We start from the raw sequence: 17141 nt of genomic DNA, 5'->3' as shown, positions 1-17141 counted from the left end.
CCGATTCAATGGGCACCAACGAAAACGTTTTGTCCGTGCGCGGACTGAAAGTCGACTTCACCACCCCGGACGGCGATGTGAACGCCGTCAAGGGTATCGACCTGGATGTGAAGCCAGGCGAAACGCTCGCCGTCGTCGGCGAATCCGGCTCCGGCAAGAGCCAGACCATGATGGGTATCATGGGGCTGCTGGCCAACAATGGCAGGGTTGCGGGTTCGGCGCGGTATCGCGGCAAGGAGCTGGTCGGGTTGCCGGTCAAGGGCCTCAACGAAGTGCGCGGCTCGAAGATCACCATGATCTTCCAGGAGCCGATGACCTCGCTTGATCCGCTCTATACCATCGGCCGGCAAATCGCCGAACCGCTCGTTCATCACAAGGGCATGACCTTCAAGCAGGCCAAGGTGCGCGTCCTGGAACTGCTCAAGCTCGTCGGCATTCCCGAACCCGAGCGCCGCATGAACTCGTATCCGCATGAAATGTCCGGCGGCCAGCGCCAGCGTGTCATGATCGCCATGGCACTGGCCAACGAACCGGATCTGCTTATCGCGGATGAGCCGACGACCGCGCTCGATGTGACGATCCAGGCGCAGATTCTCGATCTCTTGCGCTCGCTCCAGCAACGTTTCGGTATGGCTGTCGTGCTCATCACCCACGACCTTGGCATCGTCAAGCATTTTGCCGATCGAGTGGTCGTCATGCGCCGCGGCGAGGTGGTGGAAAAGGGGAGCATCAAGGAGATTTTCGAACAGCCGAAGGAAGACTATACAAAAATGCTTCTGGCCGCCGAACCGAGCGGCATCAAGGAGCCGCCGGCAGACACTGCGCCCATTATCCTCGAGGGCCGCAACGTCTCGGTGGATTTCGCCATAGGTGGTGGTTTCTTCTTCGGTTCCAACACATCCTTCCGCGCTGTGGACGGCGTCAGCGTCCGGCTGAAAAAGGGCCAGACCATCGGCATCGTCGGCGAGATCCGGCTCCGGCAAATCGACGCTTGGCCGGGCACTGCTGCGGCTCCTGCCAAGCAGCGGCCACTATCATTTCGCCGACAAGAACATATCGAACTTCGATCGCTCCGCCATGCGGCCGCTGCGCAAGGAGTTGCAGCTCGTCTTCCAGGACCCTTACGGCTCGCTGTCGCCGCGCCAGACCGTGGGCGAGATCATCACCGAGGGCCTGCTCATTCACGAGCCGCAACTATCACGCGCTGATCGCGACAAGCGGGCCATAGCAGCGCTGAAGGAAGTCGGGCTTGATCCGGCCGCGCGCAATCGCTACCCGCATGAGTTCTCGGGCGGTCAGCGCCAGCGTATCGCCATCGCCCGCGCAGTGATCCTGAAGCCGAAGGTGGTCATTCTCGATGAACCCACATCGGCGCTGGACCGTTCCGTGCAGGGGCAGGTGATCGAGCTTCTGCGCGACCTGCAGGCGAAGCACGGTCTCTCCTATATCTTCATCAGCCACGATCTCGCGGTGATCAAGGCGATGTCCGACTATGTGATCGTGATGAAGAACGGCAAGATCGTCGAGGAAGGCCCCACCGAGGAGATCTTCGACTCCCCGCACCAGGCCTATACCAAGACGCTGATGGCCGCGGCTTTCGATCTGGAATGAGCTGCCCTTGCATTCGATAAGGAAAGAGCTCATTTTATAGACAATCACGTATAGACGTATAGACGCGGAGCTATAGAATGGCCTTTTCTGTGAAAGACAAAGCGACTGATGAGGCAGTGCGACGGCTGGCAAAACTGAAAAATACCAGTCTCACCGAAGCTATTCGCGAAGCAGTTGTGCATGAATATGAGCGTGCCAGGAGAGAAACTCCATTACACGAAAAGCTCGCGAAGATTTTTGAAGAATACAGGAGCTACCCAAAGACTGGCCTGGAAGCAGACAAAGCCTTCTTCGACGACCTTTCGGGTAATGAATGATATTCGTGGATGCATCAGCGGTCATTTCTATCATCGATGGCGAAGAGGACGCTGTTGTCCTTTCCGCACGGATGACTCAAGCTTCGCCCATCTACATATCGCCGGTGGTTATTTATGAAACTGTGACTGGTCTTGCCCGCAAGCGCGCTTCACCGACAGAGGTAGCCGAACGATCGGTCGATATATTCATCGAACAGACGGATGCCCAGATCATTGATATAACTGCCGAGATTGGCCGGCATGCCGTCAACGCATTCAACACGTTTGGCCGGGGCCGCCACAAGGCCAGTCTCAATATGGGCGATTGTTTTGCCTATGCGTGCGCGAAGGCACACAATATGCCCCTGTTGTTCAAAGGCAATGACTTCCCCTACACCGACATCGAAGTGGCTTGAGTCGGCCGACGGCGTCTACCCCAGCTCGGAACGCCAGGGTGGATTTGCACCAGCCCGCGAAACGGTCACTGCGGCGGCCTTCACGCCAAGCAGCAGCGCATCGCTGATCTGCGCTTCGGTCAGTGCGGTAAGCGCGGTCTTCGTCAATAGCCCGGCCTCATCGAGACAAGCCAGCACGCCGGCGGTAAACGTATCGCCAGCGCCGACCGTATCGACGACCGGCACTTTCTGGGCCGCGACATGCACGGTGAGATCTGCGGTATAGCCCGTCACACCATCGGCGCCGTGGGTAACGAGAATGAACTTCGGTCCCTGCTTCCCAGCGGGAACGATCCAGCGCCGTGCAATCTCGTCCATGGTCCCGCTTTCGCCGAACCAGCGCATGTCCTCATCGGAAATCTTGACGATATCGGTCATGGCGATCATACGGCGCATGCGGGCGAGATGCTTCTCCTTGTCGGGAATGAATCCCGGCCGGATATTCGGGTCGAGGATGATCACGCGCTTTTCGTGCTCGCGCGCCATCAGCGCCTCATAGGTCGAGCCGCAGGGTTCCGGTATCAGGCTGATGGCGCCGAACTGCAGCGCCGTGACATTATCGCCGAGTTCGGGCAGGTGTTCGATCGCGAGCGAACGTCCGGCGCTGTTCTCGTCGTAGAACATATAGCTCGCCTGCCCATCGGTCAGGCGCACGAAGGCCAGCGTCGTCGGCTGCGGAGAAATATGCGCATAGTGGGTGCCGACATGATTGGCGGTAAGGCTGTCGAGCAGCATCTGGCCGAAGAAATCGGAAGAAACCCCCGAGAAAAACCCGGTCGGAACGCCGAGCCGTCCAAGAGCAATCGCCGTATTGAAGACGGCACCGCCGACATACGGCGCAAATGCCGGTTCGCCGGCCTCGCTCTTGCGCTGCAGCATATCGATGAGGGCTTCACCACAACATAAAATCATTGATCAATCTTTCTCAGGATATACGACACCCTTGCGGATGATAATATTGGCATAGAGCCGCGGCTCGCTTGTCGCAACAATGGTATGGGCATTTTTCACACGCGCATAGAACGCATTCCCGTCAAGCGCAACCAGCGCGTAGTCCGGCGCCCGCCGGGAGCAGACCGCTTCCATCTCTTCATGCACGGGATCGGTAAGCACAGGGTTACCTTTAACCGACGCGCGGAATAGGGCTGCCGGCACGAAATCATCGACCGGCAGCACTTGCAATATGGCATCGAGCAGCGGGACGAGCGGCAGCCCATCGGCACGGATCAGCCGCCTTGCATGTTCCAGCGCCGGGTAATTGCCATCGACCAGGGCGATCTCGTCGCCGTGGCCCATGGCGCGCAGCGTCGCCAGCAGCTCCGGCCCCAGCATCGGGGGAATTCCAATCAACATGACTAGTCAACCTTCCTGAAAATCTTCTGTGCAAGCAGAAAGCGGTCGGAAAGCGGCAGGCTGGCTGCCCCCAGCGCCCGGGCGTGAATGCCCACCGTTCCTTCGAGGATGGCGGGCAGTTCGATGCCTTCAAGATCGAATGTCTCGACATGCTTGCGGACCGCTTCGACGATACGCGCGCGCACGCTGACCGGCATCCAGCCATCGATGATGGCAGCCTCGAAATCCACGACGGAAGACGAAGCGACAACCGCTTGCGCGATCGCCTTGCCGGCGGTGTCGATCCAATCGTCCAGCTCGGCGCCCATGACGCCCCAGTCCTCGGGCGAGGCCCAAAGCGGCGAAGGATCCCGCCCCAATTCGGTCACGACCCTCTCGAGCGCGGTGATCGAGGCGATGTCGATCAGCTGCCGCGCGGCGCCACCTGGACCCGGTACCGGCATCGAACCCAGCGCTCCGGCATTGCCGCTGCGTCCCGCATAGAGGCTGCCATTGATGACGATGCCACCGCCGATGAACGAGCCTATGTAGAAATAGACAAAATCATTGACGTCCTTGGTCTGGCCGAACACCAGTTCGGCGCCACAGGCGGCCGTCATGTCATTTTGAAGATAGACCGGAAAAGGGCACAGCGCAGTGACCCGCGCGCGGATATTGCAACCGCGCCACTGGTCCATGATCTCCTGCGGCGCTCCGACCGTATCAGCCCATTTCCACAGTTCGAACGGCGCGGCAATGCCAATTCCGGAAATTCTGTCGCGCTGCTTCTTGGTCAGCCCGCGCATCATCTGCGCAATACCCTCCTTCGCAAAGCGGAAGATCGGTTCCGGCGCCGGATAATCATAGGGCACTTGCAGCATGGAACGGATCTGACCGAGAAAATCAATCAGCACCAGATCGGCGCTGCGGCGCCCGATCTTCAGGCCAAGGAAGAAGGCACCCTCAGGATTGAGCGACATCGGAATGAGCGGCTGGCCGATACGGCCGCGCAACGGCTCCTCGCGTGACAGGAGCTCATCGGCTTCCAGCATGCGCATGATGATCGAGCTTGTCTGCGCCGAAAGTCCCGTCATGCGGGCGATCGCCGTCTTGGCGAGACTGCCATGCTGGCGCAACAGTGACAGTACCACACGCTCGTTGTGGTCGCGCATGCCGCTCTGGTTTGTACCGTGATGGAGCGTCGGCCTGGTTCCTCCCGTGCCGCTACGCTCCGAAACTCGAATGCCCAAATGGGACTCCTCCAACAATCCGCTGACAATGGAGATATCCGGCAAAGCTGTCAATATTAAATCAGAGTGATTTATTAATGTTGACAGCTTGCAAACAGTGGTATTTGCTAGGGTCCAACACTTGGCCGGGAGGATAACTGTCCGAGATGTTCAACGCGGAACCAGGGTACGACCGCCGTCGGCCCGTCGCGCATTGGCGCGATTTATAGGGAGGAAGTGACATGCGTAGAAGTTTCTATCTGAAATCGACTGTATTGGGTGCTGCCGCTGTGGCAGTTGCCGCATTTGCCGCTCCGGCGCAGGCTGCCGGTGTGGGCGCCTGCCTGATCACCAAGACCGACACCAACCCGTTCTTCGTCAAGATGAAAGAGGGCGCCCTTGCCAAGTCCAAGGAGCTCGGTGTTGAGCTGAAGACCTATGCCGGCAAGATCGACGGCGACAGCGAAAGCCAGGTTGCCGCCATCGAAACCTGCATCGCCGATGGCGCCAAGGGTATCCTGATCACCGCATCCGACACGGCCGGCATTGTCTCCTCGGTCAAGCAGGCACGCGATGCGGGTCTCCTGGTCATCGCTCTCGATACGCCGCTCGATCCAGCCGATGCGGCCGATGCGACATTCGCCACCGACAATCTGCTTGCCGGCGAGTTGATCGGCAAATGGGCTGCCGGAACCCTTGGCGACAAGGCAAAGGACGCCAAGATTGCATTCCTCGACCTCCTACCGTCACAGCCAACCGTTGACGTTCTGCGCGACCAGGGCTTCATGAAGGGCTTTGGCATTGACGTCGTCGACATCAACAAGATCGGCGACGAAAAGGACCCGCGCATTGTTGGCCATGACGTGACCAACGGCAATGAAGAAGGCGGACGCAAGGCGATGGAAAACCTTCTGCAGAAGGATCCGGGCATCAACGTCGTTCACACGATCAACGAGCCTGCCGCTGCCGGTGCCTATGAGGCATTGAAGGCTTTTGGCAAGGAAAAGGACGTCCTGATTGTTTCCGTTGATGGCGGCTGCCCGGGCGTGAAGAACGTCGAAGCCGGCGTCATTGGCGCAACCTCGCAGCAGTACCCGCTGATGATGGCATCGCTGGGTATCGAAGCGATCAAGAAGTTCGCCGACACGGGTGAAAAGCCCAAGCCCACCGAAGGCAAGAGCTTCTTCGACACGGGCGTCTCGCTGATCACGGACAAGCCGGTGCAGGGCCTTGAATCCATCGACGTCAAGACCGGCATGGCCAAGTGCTGGGGCTGATCTGGCCCGATTGACAGAAATATTAGCAGGCGAGGAGAGGACGGTGTAACGTCCTCTCTCCATACTTTATCGGATTGTAGAGCCTCGCATCATTTCAACTCATGCGTTAATGACCCAGGGAGCTGACCCATGACAGAGACCAAAACAACATCAGAGCCGGCGCAGGAGTTCGAGCGCGTGCTTTCACAAAGCGCGACGGCTGTTGCCAGTTTCGACACCCATGAGAGAAGCCCGCTTGAAAAGGTCCGGCATTTCCTCCATTCCAGTCCGGCTTCCGTGCCGCTCATCGTTCTGGTGCTGTCACTGATCATCTTTGCGGTCATTGTCGGCTCGCGCTTCTTCACGCCGTTTGCACTGTCGCTCATCCTGCAGCAGGTGGCCATCGTCGGCATTGTCGGCGCTGCGCAAACGCTCGTCGTCCTGACTGCGGGCATCGACCTTTCCGTTGGCGCCATCATGGTGCTGACGTCCGTCATCATGGGTCAATTCACGTTCCGCTATGGCATGCCCGTAGAACTCGCGATCCTGTGCGGCGTGGCGCTCGGGGCGCTGTGCGGCTTTATCAACGGCGTGCTGATTGCCTATTTAAAGTTGCCGCCCTTCATCGTGACCCTCGGCACCTGGCAGATTTACCTGGCGACGACCTATATCTATTCCGCCAACGAGACGATCCGTGCCCAGGATATCGAAGCGAATGCAAGGCTGCTGCAGTTCTTCGGCGAGAAGATCAATATCGGAGGGGCCACCTTCACCTATGGCGTCTTCGCCATGCTCGTCCTCATCGCCATCCTTTGGTATGTGCTCAATCACACCGCCTGGGGCCGTCATGTCTATGCCATCGGCGATGATCCCGAGGCGGCGAAGCTTTCTGGCGTCAGGACCAAGAAGGTTCTCATTACGGTTTACGTACTGGCCGGTCTCATCTGCGCCCTGGCCGGCTGGGCTTCGATCGGACGCAACGGTTCGGTTTCTCCGCAAATCGGTCAGTTCGCCAACATTGAATCCATTACAGCAGTGGTGATTGGCGGTATGTCGCTCTTTGGCGGGCGTGGCTCCATTCTCGGCATGCTCTTTGGTGCATTGATCGTGGGCGTCTTCTCCTTCGGCATGCGCATGTACGGCACGGACGTTCAATGGACGTACCTTATCATCGGTGTATTGATCATCCTGGCTGTTGCCATCGACCAGTGGATCAGAAAGGTAGCAGGCTGATGTCAAGAGAACCCATCCTCACCGCTCGCGGCTTGGTGAAACGCTATGGACGTGTCACTGCTCTCGATCACGCGGATTTCGACCTCTACCCCGGCGAAGTGCTGGCGGTGATCGGCGACAACGGCGCCGGGAAATCCTCCCTGATCAAAGCGATTTCCGGCGCCATTCATCCCGATGAAGGCGAGATGACGCTCGAAGGCAAGCCGATGCATTTCCGCTCGCCCATGGAAGCGCGCGATGCCGGCATCGAGACCGTCTATCAGACGCTCGCCCTCTCGCCTGCGCTGTCCATCGCCGACAATATGTTCCTGGGCCGCGAGATCAGAAAGCCCGGTATCATGGGCAGCTGGTTCCGCATGCTTGATCGCAAGGCCATGGAAAAGCGGGCGCGTGACAAGCTCACTGAACTTGGCCTGATGACCATCCAGAACATCGGCCAGGCGGTGGAAACGCTCTCCGGCGGTCAACGTCAGGGTGTTGCGGTGGCGCGTGCTGCCGCCTTCGGTTCCAAGGTCGTCATCATGGACGAGCCGACGGCAGCGCTCGGCGTCAAGGAATCCCGCCGTGTCCTCGAACTCATCCAGGATGTGAAAAAACGCGGACTGCCGATTGTGCTGATCTCGCACAATATGCCACACGTCTTCGAAGTGGCGGACCGTATCCACATTCACCGGCTGGGCAAGCGCCTTACCGTGATCGATCCGAAGGAATACACGATGTCGGATGCCGTTGCCTTCATGACCGGCGCCAAGACACCCCCGGCACAATCCATCGCATAGAGGAAATGAGTGAGAATGAAGCGTTCCGAAGTCAATGAGATCATCCGCGAGAGCGACAAGTTCATCCGCTCGTTCGGCTATGTCATGCCGCCTTTCGCCTATTGGTCACCGGAGGAACTGAAGGCCCGTACCTCCAGCGATTCCAAAGCCATCCTTCAGGCGCGTCTGGGCTGGGACATCACCGATTACGGACAGGGCAAGTTCGATGAACTTGGCCTGTTCCTCTTCACCACCCGCAACGGCAATCAGCAAGACCTGAAAAAGGGCGGCGGCATGCTCTATGCCGAGAAGATCATGATCTCGAGGGAGAGGCAGCTGTCACCGATGCACCGCCATATCGTCAAGGCGGAAGACATCATCAATCGCGGCGGCGGCACACTCGTCCTCGAGCTGTTCAATTCCAATCCCGACGGCAACGTCGATGAGAAGACCGATGTTGAGGTGGCGACCGATGGGCGTATCGTCCGCCAGAAGGCTGGCGGCCTGTTGAAGCTGCAGCCGGGTGAGAGCGTCACCCTGCTGCCGGGCAACTGGCATGCATTTTGGGGCGAGGGCGGTGATGTCCTGATCGGCGAAGTCTCGACGGTTAATGATGACCTGACCGACAATATCTTCCGCGAACCGATCGGGCGTTTCTCCTCGATCGACGAGGACGAGGCCCCCTTGCACCTGCTCGTCTCCGATTACGACAAATGGCTTGCTTGATTGGCGCGGCAAAACAGTATGTTGATCACGCTCGACGATCTGGTGCCTGAGCTGCTGGCCCGCGCGGCGAAGACCAAGCGGCTAATCGTGGCCATAGCCGGTCCCCCGGGAGCCGGCAAATCCACCGTTGCCGCGACGCTCTGCGCAGCCATCAACGCCCGCGATCCGGTTGCCGCAGCCGTCGTGCCGATGGATGGGTTCCACCTCGACAATGCCATTCTCGACGCGCGGAACCTGCGCAAGCGCAAGGGTTCGCCACCGACATTCGACTGCGCCGGCTTCGAAGTGCTCCTGACGCGCCTGCGCGACACCAGCGAAGATGTCGTCATCCCGTTGTTCGACCGCAAGCTTGATCTGGCGCGGGCCGGCGCGGGTATCGTCATGGCAAGCCAGCGCATTCTTTTGGTCGAAGGCAATTACCTTTTGCTCAACCTGCCGCCCTGGGACCGGCTGGCACCGCTCTTCGACGTGACAATTTTTCTTGATGTGGACCGGATCGAACTGGAAAACCGGCTGGTGCAGCGTTGGCTCGGCTTTGGCCATAATGTCGGCTCGGCACAACAGCGCGCCTTGTCAAATGACATGCCGAATGCGGAACTCGTTGTCGAAGAGTCGCGGGATGCGGATTTTACCGTCAGCAATTGATCGTTTTATCCACAACGATTGTCAGCTCCGGGGCGAAAGCTGCGTTGCCATATCTTCCATGATCGCGGCGGCAGCGACGCGGGTAATCCCGGCCCAGGACCTGAGGACGTCAGGCGTGATCCGATAGGCGGGGCCGGTTACCGAGATACCCGCGATCAGCTGCCTGTCAGCGGAATGAATTGGCGCCGCAACGCAACAGATGCCGGTCTCATGTTCTTCCCGGTCATAGGCATTGCCCTCGGCGCGGATAAATTCGATTTCACTAAGCAGAGCCTGGCGGTCGGTGAGCGTGTTTGGCGTAAATTTCCGGAAACTGATCCGACCCAGTCGCGCGCGCAATTCATCATCGGGCAGAGCGGAAAGCGCCGCCTTGCCGACGCCGGTACACCAGGCGGGCGCAGTATTGCCGATCTGCGAAACCATGCGTATGTTTTGCCGGCTTTCAAACTTGTCGACGTAGACGACATCTGTATTGCGCAGAACACCCAGATGGACCGTCTCGCCGGTCGCTTCGTGCAATCTGTGCAGATGCGGTTCGGCTATCGAGCGGAAGCGGTTGCTGGCCCAGGCCTTCGAAGCGAACTGCAGCAGCCGCAAACCGAGCTCATAGGAGTGGTCTCGGTTGACAGTCAGCAGCCCTTCCTCGATCAGGTTGGAGATCTGCCGGTGCAGGGTGCCACGCGGCTGGTTGGTGAGTTGAAGGACGTCGGTAAAGCGCAGCGGTCCGGGCGAAGCGGCGATGATATCAAGGACGGCGATAGCCTTGCCGAGCGTGCCCGTTCCTGCCGGTTCCCTGACGTTTTGCGCACTGATGGGTAGGCTTTTTTCACGACCCCGCCTCCCGGATCTTCCCGCACCGGTTCACCCCATTACCTTGGAACGGATCGGATCAGGTCCGGCGCAGCGCTCGTGCAAACGTCCGCCATGCCTGCTCAAGGACTGCCGATTCTGGCCCAACTTTAACAACCTCCGCAAGAATTTCAGTTGTGTGAAGCTATAAAAAGGCGTCACATCTTGACTTATTCCATTCTAGTATGACAATTCAGCATAGTCAAACTATGTTCCATATAATGGAACTCCTATTGATCCTGGGAGACCACCACCATGATGCCTTCTGCAATCTTCCCGGACCTGAAAGACCGCTCCGTCCTCATTACCGGGGGCGGCTCCGGCATCGGCGCCGCACTGACCGAGGGCTTCATCGCCCAAGGCGCGCGCGTCGCCTTCATCGACATCGCCGAAAAACCCTCGCAGGCCTTGGCAGGGCGGCTGGAAAAGCAATACGGCAACCGGCCATTCTATTTGAATGCAGACATTACCGACGTTGAGCTACTGCGCAATGCCATCGCCCAAGCCATTGATAAGAACGGACCAATTACCGTCCTCGTCAATAATGCGGCCTGGGACGACAGGCATGATATCGACGATGTGACGGTCGAATACTGGGACCGGAACCAGGCCATCAACCTGCGGCCGCAATTCTTCGCGGCGCAGGCTGTCGTGCCGGGAATGCGTGAGGCAGGCGGCGGTTCCATTATCAATTTCACTTCGACATCATTCATGATCAACCAGGGCGATATGCCTTCCTATACGGCGGCGAAATCTGGAATCATTGGACTTACCAAGGGGTTGGCCGGACGGCTGGGACCAGAGAAGATCCGCGTCAATGCCATTGCGCCGGGTTGGGTGATGACGCCACGCCAGCGCGAACATTGGGTGACCGAAGAAGGTCTCAAGACCCATATCAACAAGCAGGTGCTGCGTGAGGAAATTCAGCCCGGCGACATGGTTGGCCCCTGCCTGTTTCTTGCCTCGGACGCCGCCCGCATGCTTAGCGCCCAGACACTTATTGTCGATGGTGGCTATCTGTGAGTACCGTGCCTGTCTACGCATTAAGTGATTGGGGAACTAGCCGTTTTCGCCTTTGGCTCGTTGACGGGAACGGTCAGGTTCTGGTGGAGAAGCGCTCCGAGGACGGGCTGGATGCCTCCCGCGCCCGCGGCTTTGCCGCGACGTTGGAAAGTCATCTTGCCGGACTGGGAGCCCCTGCCGACCTGCCGGTTGTCATCTGCGGTATGGCGGGTTCGCGGCAGGGCTGGCTCGAAGCGAATTACGTGCCGGTTCCGGCCGATCTGCAAGCGATCCTTTCGGGCACGGTAAAAATCGAAACCATCTTGCGTGACGTGCGGATCATCCCCGGCCTGTCGCAGTCGGGCACCGCCCCGAACGTCATGCGCGGCGAGGAAACGCAATTGCTCGGTGCCATCCTCACCAAGAATTTGACCAATGGAATCATTGCGATGCCAGGTACCCACTCCAAGTGGGTCGAGCTCGTCGACGGTCGAGCTAAGTCGTTTTCCACCTACCTGACGGGCGAGCTCTATGCGCTACTCGCCTCGCAATCGATCCTGCGCCATTCGATTGGCGAGGCCGCTGCCTTTGCCGCGCCGGACCATCCTCAGTTCACCGCAGCGCTCCAACTGATGTTTTCTGGCGAACGGATGCTGGGCGAACTCTTCGGCATCCGCGCGGCCATGCTGCTTGACAATTTACCACCGGAGGGCGCTGCTTCGCGGTTGTCGGGTCTGCTCATTGGCGCGGAGATCGCTGCTGCGAAGGCAAGGCAGAACGGCAAGGTCACCCTCGTCGCGTCCGGCACCATGGCCGGGCTCTATGGCAGGGCGCTCGAGGTTGCCGGCCTCGATCATGATTTTGTCGACGCCGACGAAGCCGTACGCAAAGGCCTGTTCGTCGCCGCATCCGGCATCTGGCCCAGCGAAGGACCATCCAAATGACACAGATCTCGGCTCCCTGGCCGGCGCTGAAGCGCAACCTCATCGCCATTCTGCGCGGTGTCAAACCAGACGAGGTGCTGGCCATTGGCAAGGAACTGGTAAATGCAGGAATCGAGGTCATCGAGGTTCCGCTGAATTCGCCGGATCCGTTCCAATCCATTGAATTGCTTGCCAAAACACTTCCAGCACATGTGCTGATTGGTGCCGGCACAGTGCTCGATCCGGCCGACATTAGGCGGCTGGATTCGGCCGGCGGGCGTCTGATGATCAGCCCCAATGTCGATGTCAATGTCTTGGCCGCCGCTGCTGAAGCGGGCATGGTGACGATGCCGGGCGTCTTTACCCCGACCGAAGCGCTCACTGCCCTGAAAGCCGGTGCGTCCGGTCTGAAGTTCTTCCCGGCGAGCGTTCTTGGCCCCGACGGCATCAAGGCCATTAGCGCAGTATTGCCGAAAGGCGCGGTGATTGGCGCCGTCGGCGGCGTCGACGAGAGTGGCTTTGCCGCCTATGCCAAGGTGGGCGTGCGCACATTCGGCCTCGGCTCGAGCCTATACAAGGTGGGCGCTTCTTCATCCTTTGTCCGCGACCGGGCAAAGGCAACTGTGGATGCCTATGATCGCGTTTTCGCAAGCGGAACCCTATGATGGACGAGCCGAAGATCAGCATTTTTCATGATGTGGCGTGCGAGTTGGGCGAAGGGCCGGGCTATGATGCTCTGACCAAGAACGTCTGGTGGTTCGATATCGTCACCGGACGGCTGTTCGAAAAAGCCGCTTGCCGGCGGCAAAGCTGAAATTCATACCCTTGGACAGATGGCCAGCGCTCTGGCCATTATTGACGAAAAGCGACAGCTCATCGCTACCGAGACCGGGCTCTTCATCCGTGATCGCCAGACCGGTCACACCACAATGCACCAGCCGATCGAGGCGGAAAATCCTGCCACACGCTCCAATGACGGGCGCGTGCATCCCGCGGGAGCGTTTTGGATCGGCACGATGGGAAAAAAATGCGAGAAGGGCGCTGGCTCGATCTATTGGTATCGGCAAGGCGAATTGCGCAGGCTTTTCAGCGACATATCGATTACCAACTCGATCAGCTTTTCCCCGGATGGACGCATCGCTTATTTCGCCGACACCGGCAAGAACATCATTTGGCGTGTCGATACAGACCCTGAGACCGGGCTTCCCATCACCGAGCCTGTACTATTCTATCAACACAAGGAAAAGGGCGGTGTCGATGGCTCGGTTGTCGATGGCGAGGGCAATTTGTGGAACGCCTGTTGGGGCCGATCGAGCGTTGACGTCTATTCGCCGGCGGGGAAACGCGTACGCTCCATAGCAATGCCGGTCCGGCAACCCTCCTGTCCCGCCTTTGTCGGCGAGGAAACGGCCAATCTTATCGTGACAACGGCCTATCGTGAGATGAGCGAACGGGTCCACAAGTCCGATCCTGACGCCGGAAAAACCTTTCTTGTCGAGCTCGCCGGCAAAGGCCGCCTTGATCCTCCTGTCAGGATATAGCGCGCGCAATCGGAAGGAACCATTGCGCCGCGACACCGTTAGTTGCTGTGTAACCGACCCCAATAAGCGACTGCTTGCGGATGTCATCAGACTGCCGAATGGCTGTGCGCGTCTATAATCAGGAGGACAAAATGGGTTTCTTTTCCAAGGATATCAAAACCATGGACGATCTTTTCGTCCACACGCTGCGTGACATTTATTACGCAGAAAATCAGATCGTGAAGGCATTGCCGGAAATGATCGACAAGGCGTTCGATCAGGAGTTGAAGGACGGTTTCGAGCGCCATCTGCAGGAAACCGAAATGCAGATCGAAAGACTGGAGCAGGTTTTCAAACTGCATGGAGTAGAGGTCAGCGGCGTCAATTGCCCGGCAATCGATGGCATTCTTGAAGAAGCCGATGAAGTCGCCGGCGAGGTCGATGACGACAAGGTGCTGGATGCAGCGCTTATCGCTGCTGCACAAGCTGTCGAGCACTATGAAATCACCCGCTACGGCACTTTGATAGCTTGGGCAAAGCAGCTTGGCCGCAATGACTGCGCCGCCTTGCTGCAGGAAAACCTCAAGGAAGAAATGAAGACCGACGAGGCTTTGACGGCTATGGCTGAAAGCCGCGTCAACGCGGCCGCCGCCTAATTTTCCTTCCGTTTTGCAAAAGGCCCGCATCGGTGATGCGGGCCTCTTTTGTGTTCTGTAGAATGGGAACAATCGTCACCTCGACCCGTTCAATCGTGCGAGACCCACGAACAATCGAGGTTCGACATGGCAAAGAGAATTAATGCTGAAGATGCGAAACAGGTCAGACAGGGCTATCCGCTCCTGGCCATCTTGACGGTCTCTTTGGGCTTGGCGGCGCTCGTCTGGCTTGCCGTTGAGGTTTATGGTCAGCTTATCGCCTACGGCATGTAGTTCAGCTCAGGTCCCCTAAATGCCGCTTGACAAGTTGCAGCACCTGTCATTCTATTAGCAATCCATTATTAGGTACTATATTCCATTATAATGGATTAGAAACATTCGCTTCGACGAATAGGGGAACTAAAATGTCCAAACGATTTTATCTTGCGGCCGCTGTTGCCGCACTTTCCATGATGCCTTCGCTCGGCGCGTTCGCCCAGGAAACCAAGAGCAAACTTGATGAGGTTCTGGCTCGCGGCCATCTGGTGCTTGGTACCGGCAGCACCAATGCGCCATGGCATTTCAAGAGTGCTGACGACAAGCTGCAAGGCTTCGACGTTGACATGGGCCATATCATTGCCAAGGCACTTTTCAACGATCCCGAGAAAATTGAATTCGTCAATCAATCTTCGGATGCCCGCATCCCGAACATCACCACTGACAAGGTCGATATCACCTGCCAGTTCATGACCGTTACGGGTGAACGCGCCCAACAGATCGCCTTCACTATTCCCTATTACCGGGAAGGCGTCGGCCTCATGCTCAAGGCCGACAGCAAATATGCTGATTATGCTGCGCTGAAAGCGGCGGGCTCGTCCGTTACGATCTCCGTTTTGCAGAATGTCTATGCCGAGAGCATGGTGCATGCGGCCCTGCCGGAAGCCAAGGTCGATCAATATGAGTCTGTGGACCTGATCTATCAGGCGCTGGAATCCGGCCGCGCCGATGCGGCTGCGACCGACCAGTCGTCGCTCGCCTGGTACATGACCCAGAACCAGGGGCGCTACAAGGATGCCGGTTATGGCTGGAGCCCGCAGACCTATGCCTGCGGTGTCAAGCGCGGCGACCAGGATTGGCTGAATTTTGTCAACACGGCCCTGCACGAAGCCATGACAGGCGTCGAGTTCGATTTCTATGCTAAATCGTTCAAGACCTGGTTCGGCAAGGATCTGACACCACCGCAAATCGGTTTCCCGGTCGAGTATAAGTAACCCCGGTCATCCCACGGCTCCGGCTTCGCCGGATCCGTGCTCTTGTGGTTTGGAACGGTGAGCGCTTCATGGGCTATACACTGAATTTTGCTGCGGTCTGGCGCAGCTTTGACCTTTTGCTCGAAGGACTGGCGCTGAGCCTTGCTCTGGCCTTTGGCGCCATTGCCATAGGCGCCGTGATCGGCCTTTTCATCGCGTTTTGTCTGATCTCGAAGAATGGCTTCATCCAGCGTCCCGCCGGCACATACGTGACGATCATCCGCAACACGCCAATCCTGGTGCTGGTCCTGTTCACCTATTTCGCACTGCCGCAAATTGGGTTCCGCCTTGGCAAGATCGAAAGTTTTGTCTTCACGCTTGCTCTTTATTCCGGCGCCTACCTCGCGGAAGTTTTTCGCGCAGGACTATTGTCAATTCCAGGCGGCCTGCGCGAAGCAGGTCTCGCCATCGGCCTGACCGAAATGCAGATTCGCACCTCCATTATCGCACCATTGATGCTCCGCAATGTCCTGCCATCGCTCAGCAGTACCATTATATCGCTGTTCAAGGACACCTCGCTGGCTGCTGCGATTGCCGTGCCGGAACTGACTTTCGAGGCGCGCAAGATCAATGTCGAAACATTTCGCGTAATCGAGACATGGATTGTTGCGAGCTGCCTCTATGTGTTTACCTGTTCGATCCTCGCGGCGCTGATGCGCGCTGTCGAGCCGTCGCCTGTCATTGCCGAGGTGATGTGATGGATATTGCGCATTTCCTCGATGTTCTCTGGCTCGCACGCTTGCCGATCCTAAAGGGTCTTGGGGTTACGATTTCGATCTCGTTCCTGGCAATCTGTTTCGGCACAGTGCTCGGTCTTTTTGTCGGCTTGGCCCTGACCTACGGTGTTCGCCCGCTGCGCTGGATTGTTCGAGGATATACGGACTTCATCCGCGGTACCCCGGTGCTGGTCCTCGTCCTTGCAAGCTATTATGTCCTTGGCACGATTGGCCTCGATCTTGGACCATTCCAGGCTGGTGTTCTGGCGCTCGCAGTCTTCTGCAGTTCGCATGTTGGCGAAATCGTGCGCGGCGCGCTGCAGTCGATCCCCAAAGGACAGACGGAAGCTGCCAAGGCAATCGGCCTGACCTTCCCGCAAACCTTTGCCTATGTGCTCGGACCGCAGGCGCTGCGTCAAGTCTTGCCGGCATGGGTCAACACCGCTGCGGAAATGGTCAAGGCATCGACCTTGCTCTCCATCATCGGCGTTGCCGAGCTGTTGTTGCGAACGCAAGAACTGATCTCACGCGCATTCATGAGCCTCGAATTCTATTTGTTCGCCGGCTTTCTCTATTTCACCATCAACTACGCCATCGAGCGTTTCGGCCGCTATGTCGAACGCAAGACTGCAGTTCCCTCGTAAG

General features: G+C 58.2%; 18 protein-coding genes and 3 pseudogenes. 17 read left to right on the top strand and 4 right to left on the bottom strand.

Translation table 11 applies throughout. The annotated features are described in order from the left end of the window. Window positions 1–8 precede the first annotated feature (8 nt). The 3 genes and pseudogenes from N8E89_RS20635 (at window position 9) to N8E89_RS20625 (ending at window position 2323) form a co-directional block, all read left to right on the top strand. A pseudogene (locus tag N8E89_RS20635) lies at window positions 9–1611 on the top strand (ABC transporter ATP-binding protein). Between the two features lie 77 nt (window positions 1612–1688). Then, window positions 1689–1928, top strand: coding sequence for a type II toxin-antitoxin system VapB family antitoxin (locus N8E89_RS20630; protein WP_262263021.1), 240 nt, complete (start codon window positions 1689–1691; stop codon window positions 1926–1928). Then, the gene (locus N8E89_RS20625) at window positions 1925–2323 is read left to right on the top strand and encodes a type II toxin-antitoxin system VapC family toxin (protein ID WP_262263020.1); all 399 of its coding nucleotides are present in this window, start codon (window positions 1925–1927) and stop codon (window positions 2321–2323) included. Before N8E89_RS20630 ends, N8E89_RS20625 begins: the two co-directional genes overlap by 4 nt. 15 nt (window positions 2324–2338) lie before the next feature. Here N8E89_RS20625 and N8E89_RS20620 read toward each other — a convergent pair whose 3' ends face one another. From N8E89_RS20620 to N8E89_RS20610, 3 genes are read right to left on the bottom strand one after another with little or no spacing between them, the layout of a single operon-like run. Then, complete coding sequence (locus tag N8E89_RS20620) at window positions 2339–3274, bottom strand: carbohydrate kinase family protein (protein ID WP_262263019.1); 936 nt, start codon at window positions 3272–3274, stop codon at window positions 2339–2341. Window positions 3275–3277: 3 nt separating this feature from the next. Then, on the bottom strand, window positions 3278–3715 hold the full coding sequence (locus tag N8E89_RS20615; protein WP_262263018.1) for an RbsD/FucU family protein: 438 nt from the start codon (window positions 3713–3715) through the stop codon (window positions 3278–3280). Window positions 3716–3717: 2 nt separating this feature from the next. Further along, window positions 3718–4866 carry an ROK family transcriptional regulator gene (locus tag N8E89_RS20610; RefSeq protein ID WP_262263370.1) on the bottom strand — a complete coding sequence of 383 codons (1149 nt, stop codon included), beginning with the start codon at window positions 4864–4866 and terminating at the stop codon, window positions 3718–3720. Window positions 4867–5183: 317 nt separating this feature from the next. On the opposite strand from N8E89_RS20610, the gene N8E89_RS20605 reads away from it, so the two are divergent. From N8E89_RS20605 to N8E89_RS20585, 5 genes are all read left to right on the top strand, one after another. Beyond that, window positions 5184–6200, top strand: a complete 1017-nt coding sequence (locus N8E89_RS20605) for a sugar ABC transporter substrate-binding protein (protein WP_262263369.1) — start codon at window positions 5184–5186, stop codon at window positions 6198–6200. Window positions 6201–6329: 129 nt separating this feature from the next. After that, window positions 6330–7412, top strand: coding sequence for an ABC transporter permease (locus N8E89_RS20600; protein ID WP_112760152.1), 1083 nt, complete (start codon window positions 6330–6332; stop codon window positions 7410–7412). Beyond that, window positions 7412–8191, top strand: a complete 780-nt coding sequence (locus tag N8E89_RS20595) for an ATP-binding cassette domain-containing protein (protein ID WP_112760153.1) — start codon at window positions 7412–7414, stop codon at window positions 8189–8191. The genes N8E89_RS20600 and N8E89_RS20595 overlap by 1 nt, the downstream gene beginning before the upstream one ends. 15 nt (window positions 8192–8206) lie before the next feature. After that, entirely contained in the window at window positions 8207–8896 is a 690-nt protein-coding gene (locus tag N8E89_RS20590; RefSeq protein WP_262263017.1) for a D-lyxose/D-mannose family sugar isomerase, read from the top strand. An 18-nt stretch (window positions 8897–8914) separates the two neighbouring features. Then, window positions 8915–9541, top strand: a complete 627-nt coding sequence (locus N8E89_RS20585; protein ID WP_262263016.1) for a nucleoside triphosphate hydrolase — start codon at window positions 8915–8917, stop codon at window positions 9539–9541. 21 nt (window positions 9542–9562) lie between these two features. On the opposite strand, the gene N8E89_RS20580 is transcribed toward N8E89_RS20585, so the two are convergent. Then, window positions 9563–10138, bottom strand: a complete 576-nt coding sequence (locus N8E89_RS20580; RefSeq protein ID WP_315975732.1) for an IclR family transcriptional regulator — start codon at window positions 10136–10138, stop codon at window positions 9563–9565. A gap of 507 nt (window positions 10139–10645) precedes the next feature. Here N8E89_RS20580 and N8E89_RS20575 point away from each other — a divergent pair. From N8E89_RS20575 to N8E89_RS20535, 9 genes and pseudogenes are all read left to right on the top strand, one after another. Continuing rightward, window positions 10646–11413, top strand: coding sequence for an SDR family NAD(P)-dependent oxidoreductase (locus N8E89_RS20575; protein ID WP_262263015.1), 768 nt, complete (start codon window positions 10646–10648; stop codon window positions 11411–11413). Then, window positions 11410–12336: a 2-dehydro-3-deoxygalactonokinase gene (locus N8E89_RS20570; RefSeq protein WP_262263014.1), complete on the top strand. Its 927-nt coding sequence runs from the start codon at window positions 11410–11412 to the stop codon at window positions 12334–12336. The genes N8E89_RS20575 and N8E89_RS20570 overlap by 4 nt, the downstream gene beginning before the upstream one ends. Next, window positions 12333–12980 carry a 2-dehydro-3-deoxy-6-phosphogalactonate aldolase gene (locus N8E89_RS20565; RefSeq protein WP_262263013.1) on the top strand — a complete coding sequence of 216 codons (648 nt, stop codon included), beginning with the start codon at window positions 12333–12335 and terminating at the stop codon, window positions 12978–12980. Before N8E89_RS20570 ends, N8E89_RS20565 begins: the two co-directional genes overlap by 4 nt. Next, window positions 12980–13856: pseudogene (locus tag N8E89_RS20560) on the top strand (SMP-30/gluconolactonase/LRE family protein). Before N8E89_RS20565 ends, N8E89_RS20560 begins: the two are co-directional and overlap by 1 nt. Window positions 13857–13987: 131 nt before the next feature. Beyond that, window positions 13988–14491, top strand: coding sequence for a YciE/YciF ferroxidase family protein (locus tag N8E89_RS20555; RefSeq protein ID WP_262263012.1), 504 nt, complete (start codon window positions 13988–13990; stop codon window positions 14489–14491). A 126-nt stretch (window positions 14492–14617) separates the two neighbouring features. Beyond that, window positions 14618–14764, top strand: a complete 147-nt coding sequence (locus N8E89_RS20550) for a hypothetical protein (protein ID WP_262263011.1) — start codon at window positions 14618–14620, stop codon at window positions 14762–14764. A 176-nt stretch (window positions 14765–14940) separates the two neighbouring features. Further along, window positions 14941–15741, top strand: a complete 801-nt coding sequence (locus N8E89_RS20545) for a transporter substrate-binding protein (RefSeq protein ID WP_410010470.1) — start codon at window positions 14941–14943, stop codon at window positions 15739–15741. 68 nt (window positions 15742–15809) lie between these two features. Then, window positions 15810–16473: pseudogene (locus N8E89_RS20540) on the top strand (amino acid ABC transporter permease). 4 nt (window positions 16474–16477) lie between these two features. After that, the gene (locus N8E89_RS20535; protein ID WP_113173827.1) at window positions 16478–17140 is read left to right on the top strand and encodes an amino acid ABC transporter permease; all 663 of its coding nucleotides are present in this window, start codon (window positions 16478–16480) and stop codon (window positions 17138–17140) included. The last annotated feature ends 1 nt before the right edge of the window (window position 17141 follow it).

The organism is Phyllobacterium sp. A18/5-2 (assembly GCF_025452215.1).
Classification (GTDB): Bacteria; Pseudomonadota; Alphaproteobacteria; order Rhizobiales; family Rhizobiaceae; genus Phyllobacterium; species Phyllobacterium sophorae.
The sequence above is the reverse complement of the archived record's forward strand: the minus strand, read 5'-3'. Positions and strand labels throughout refer to the sequence as shown.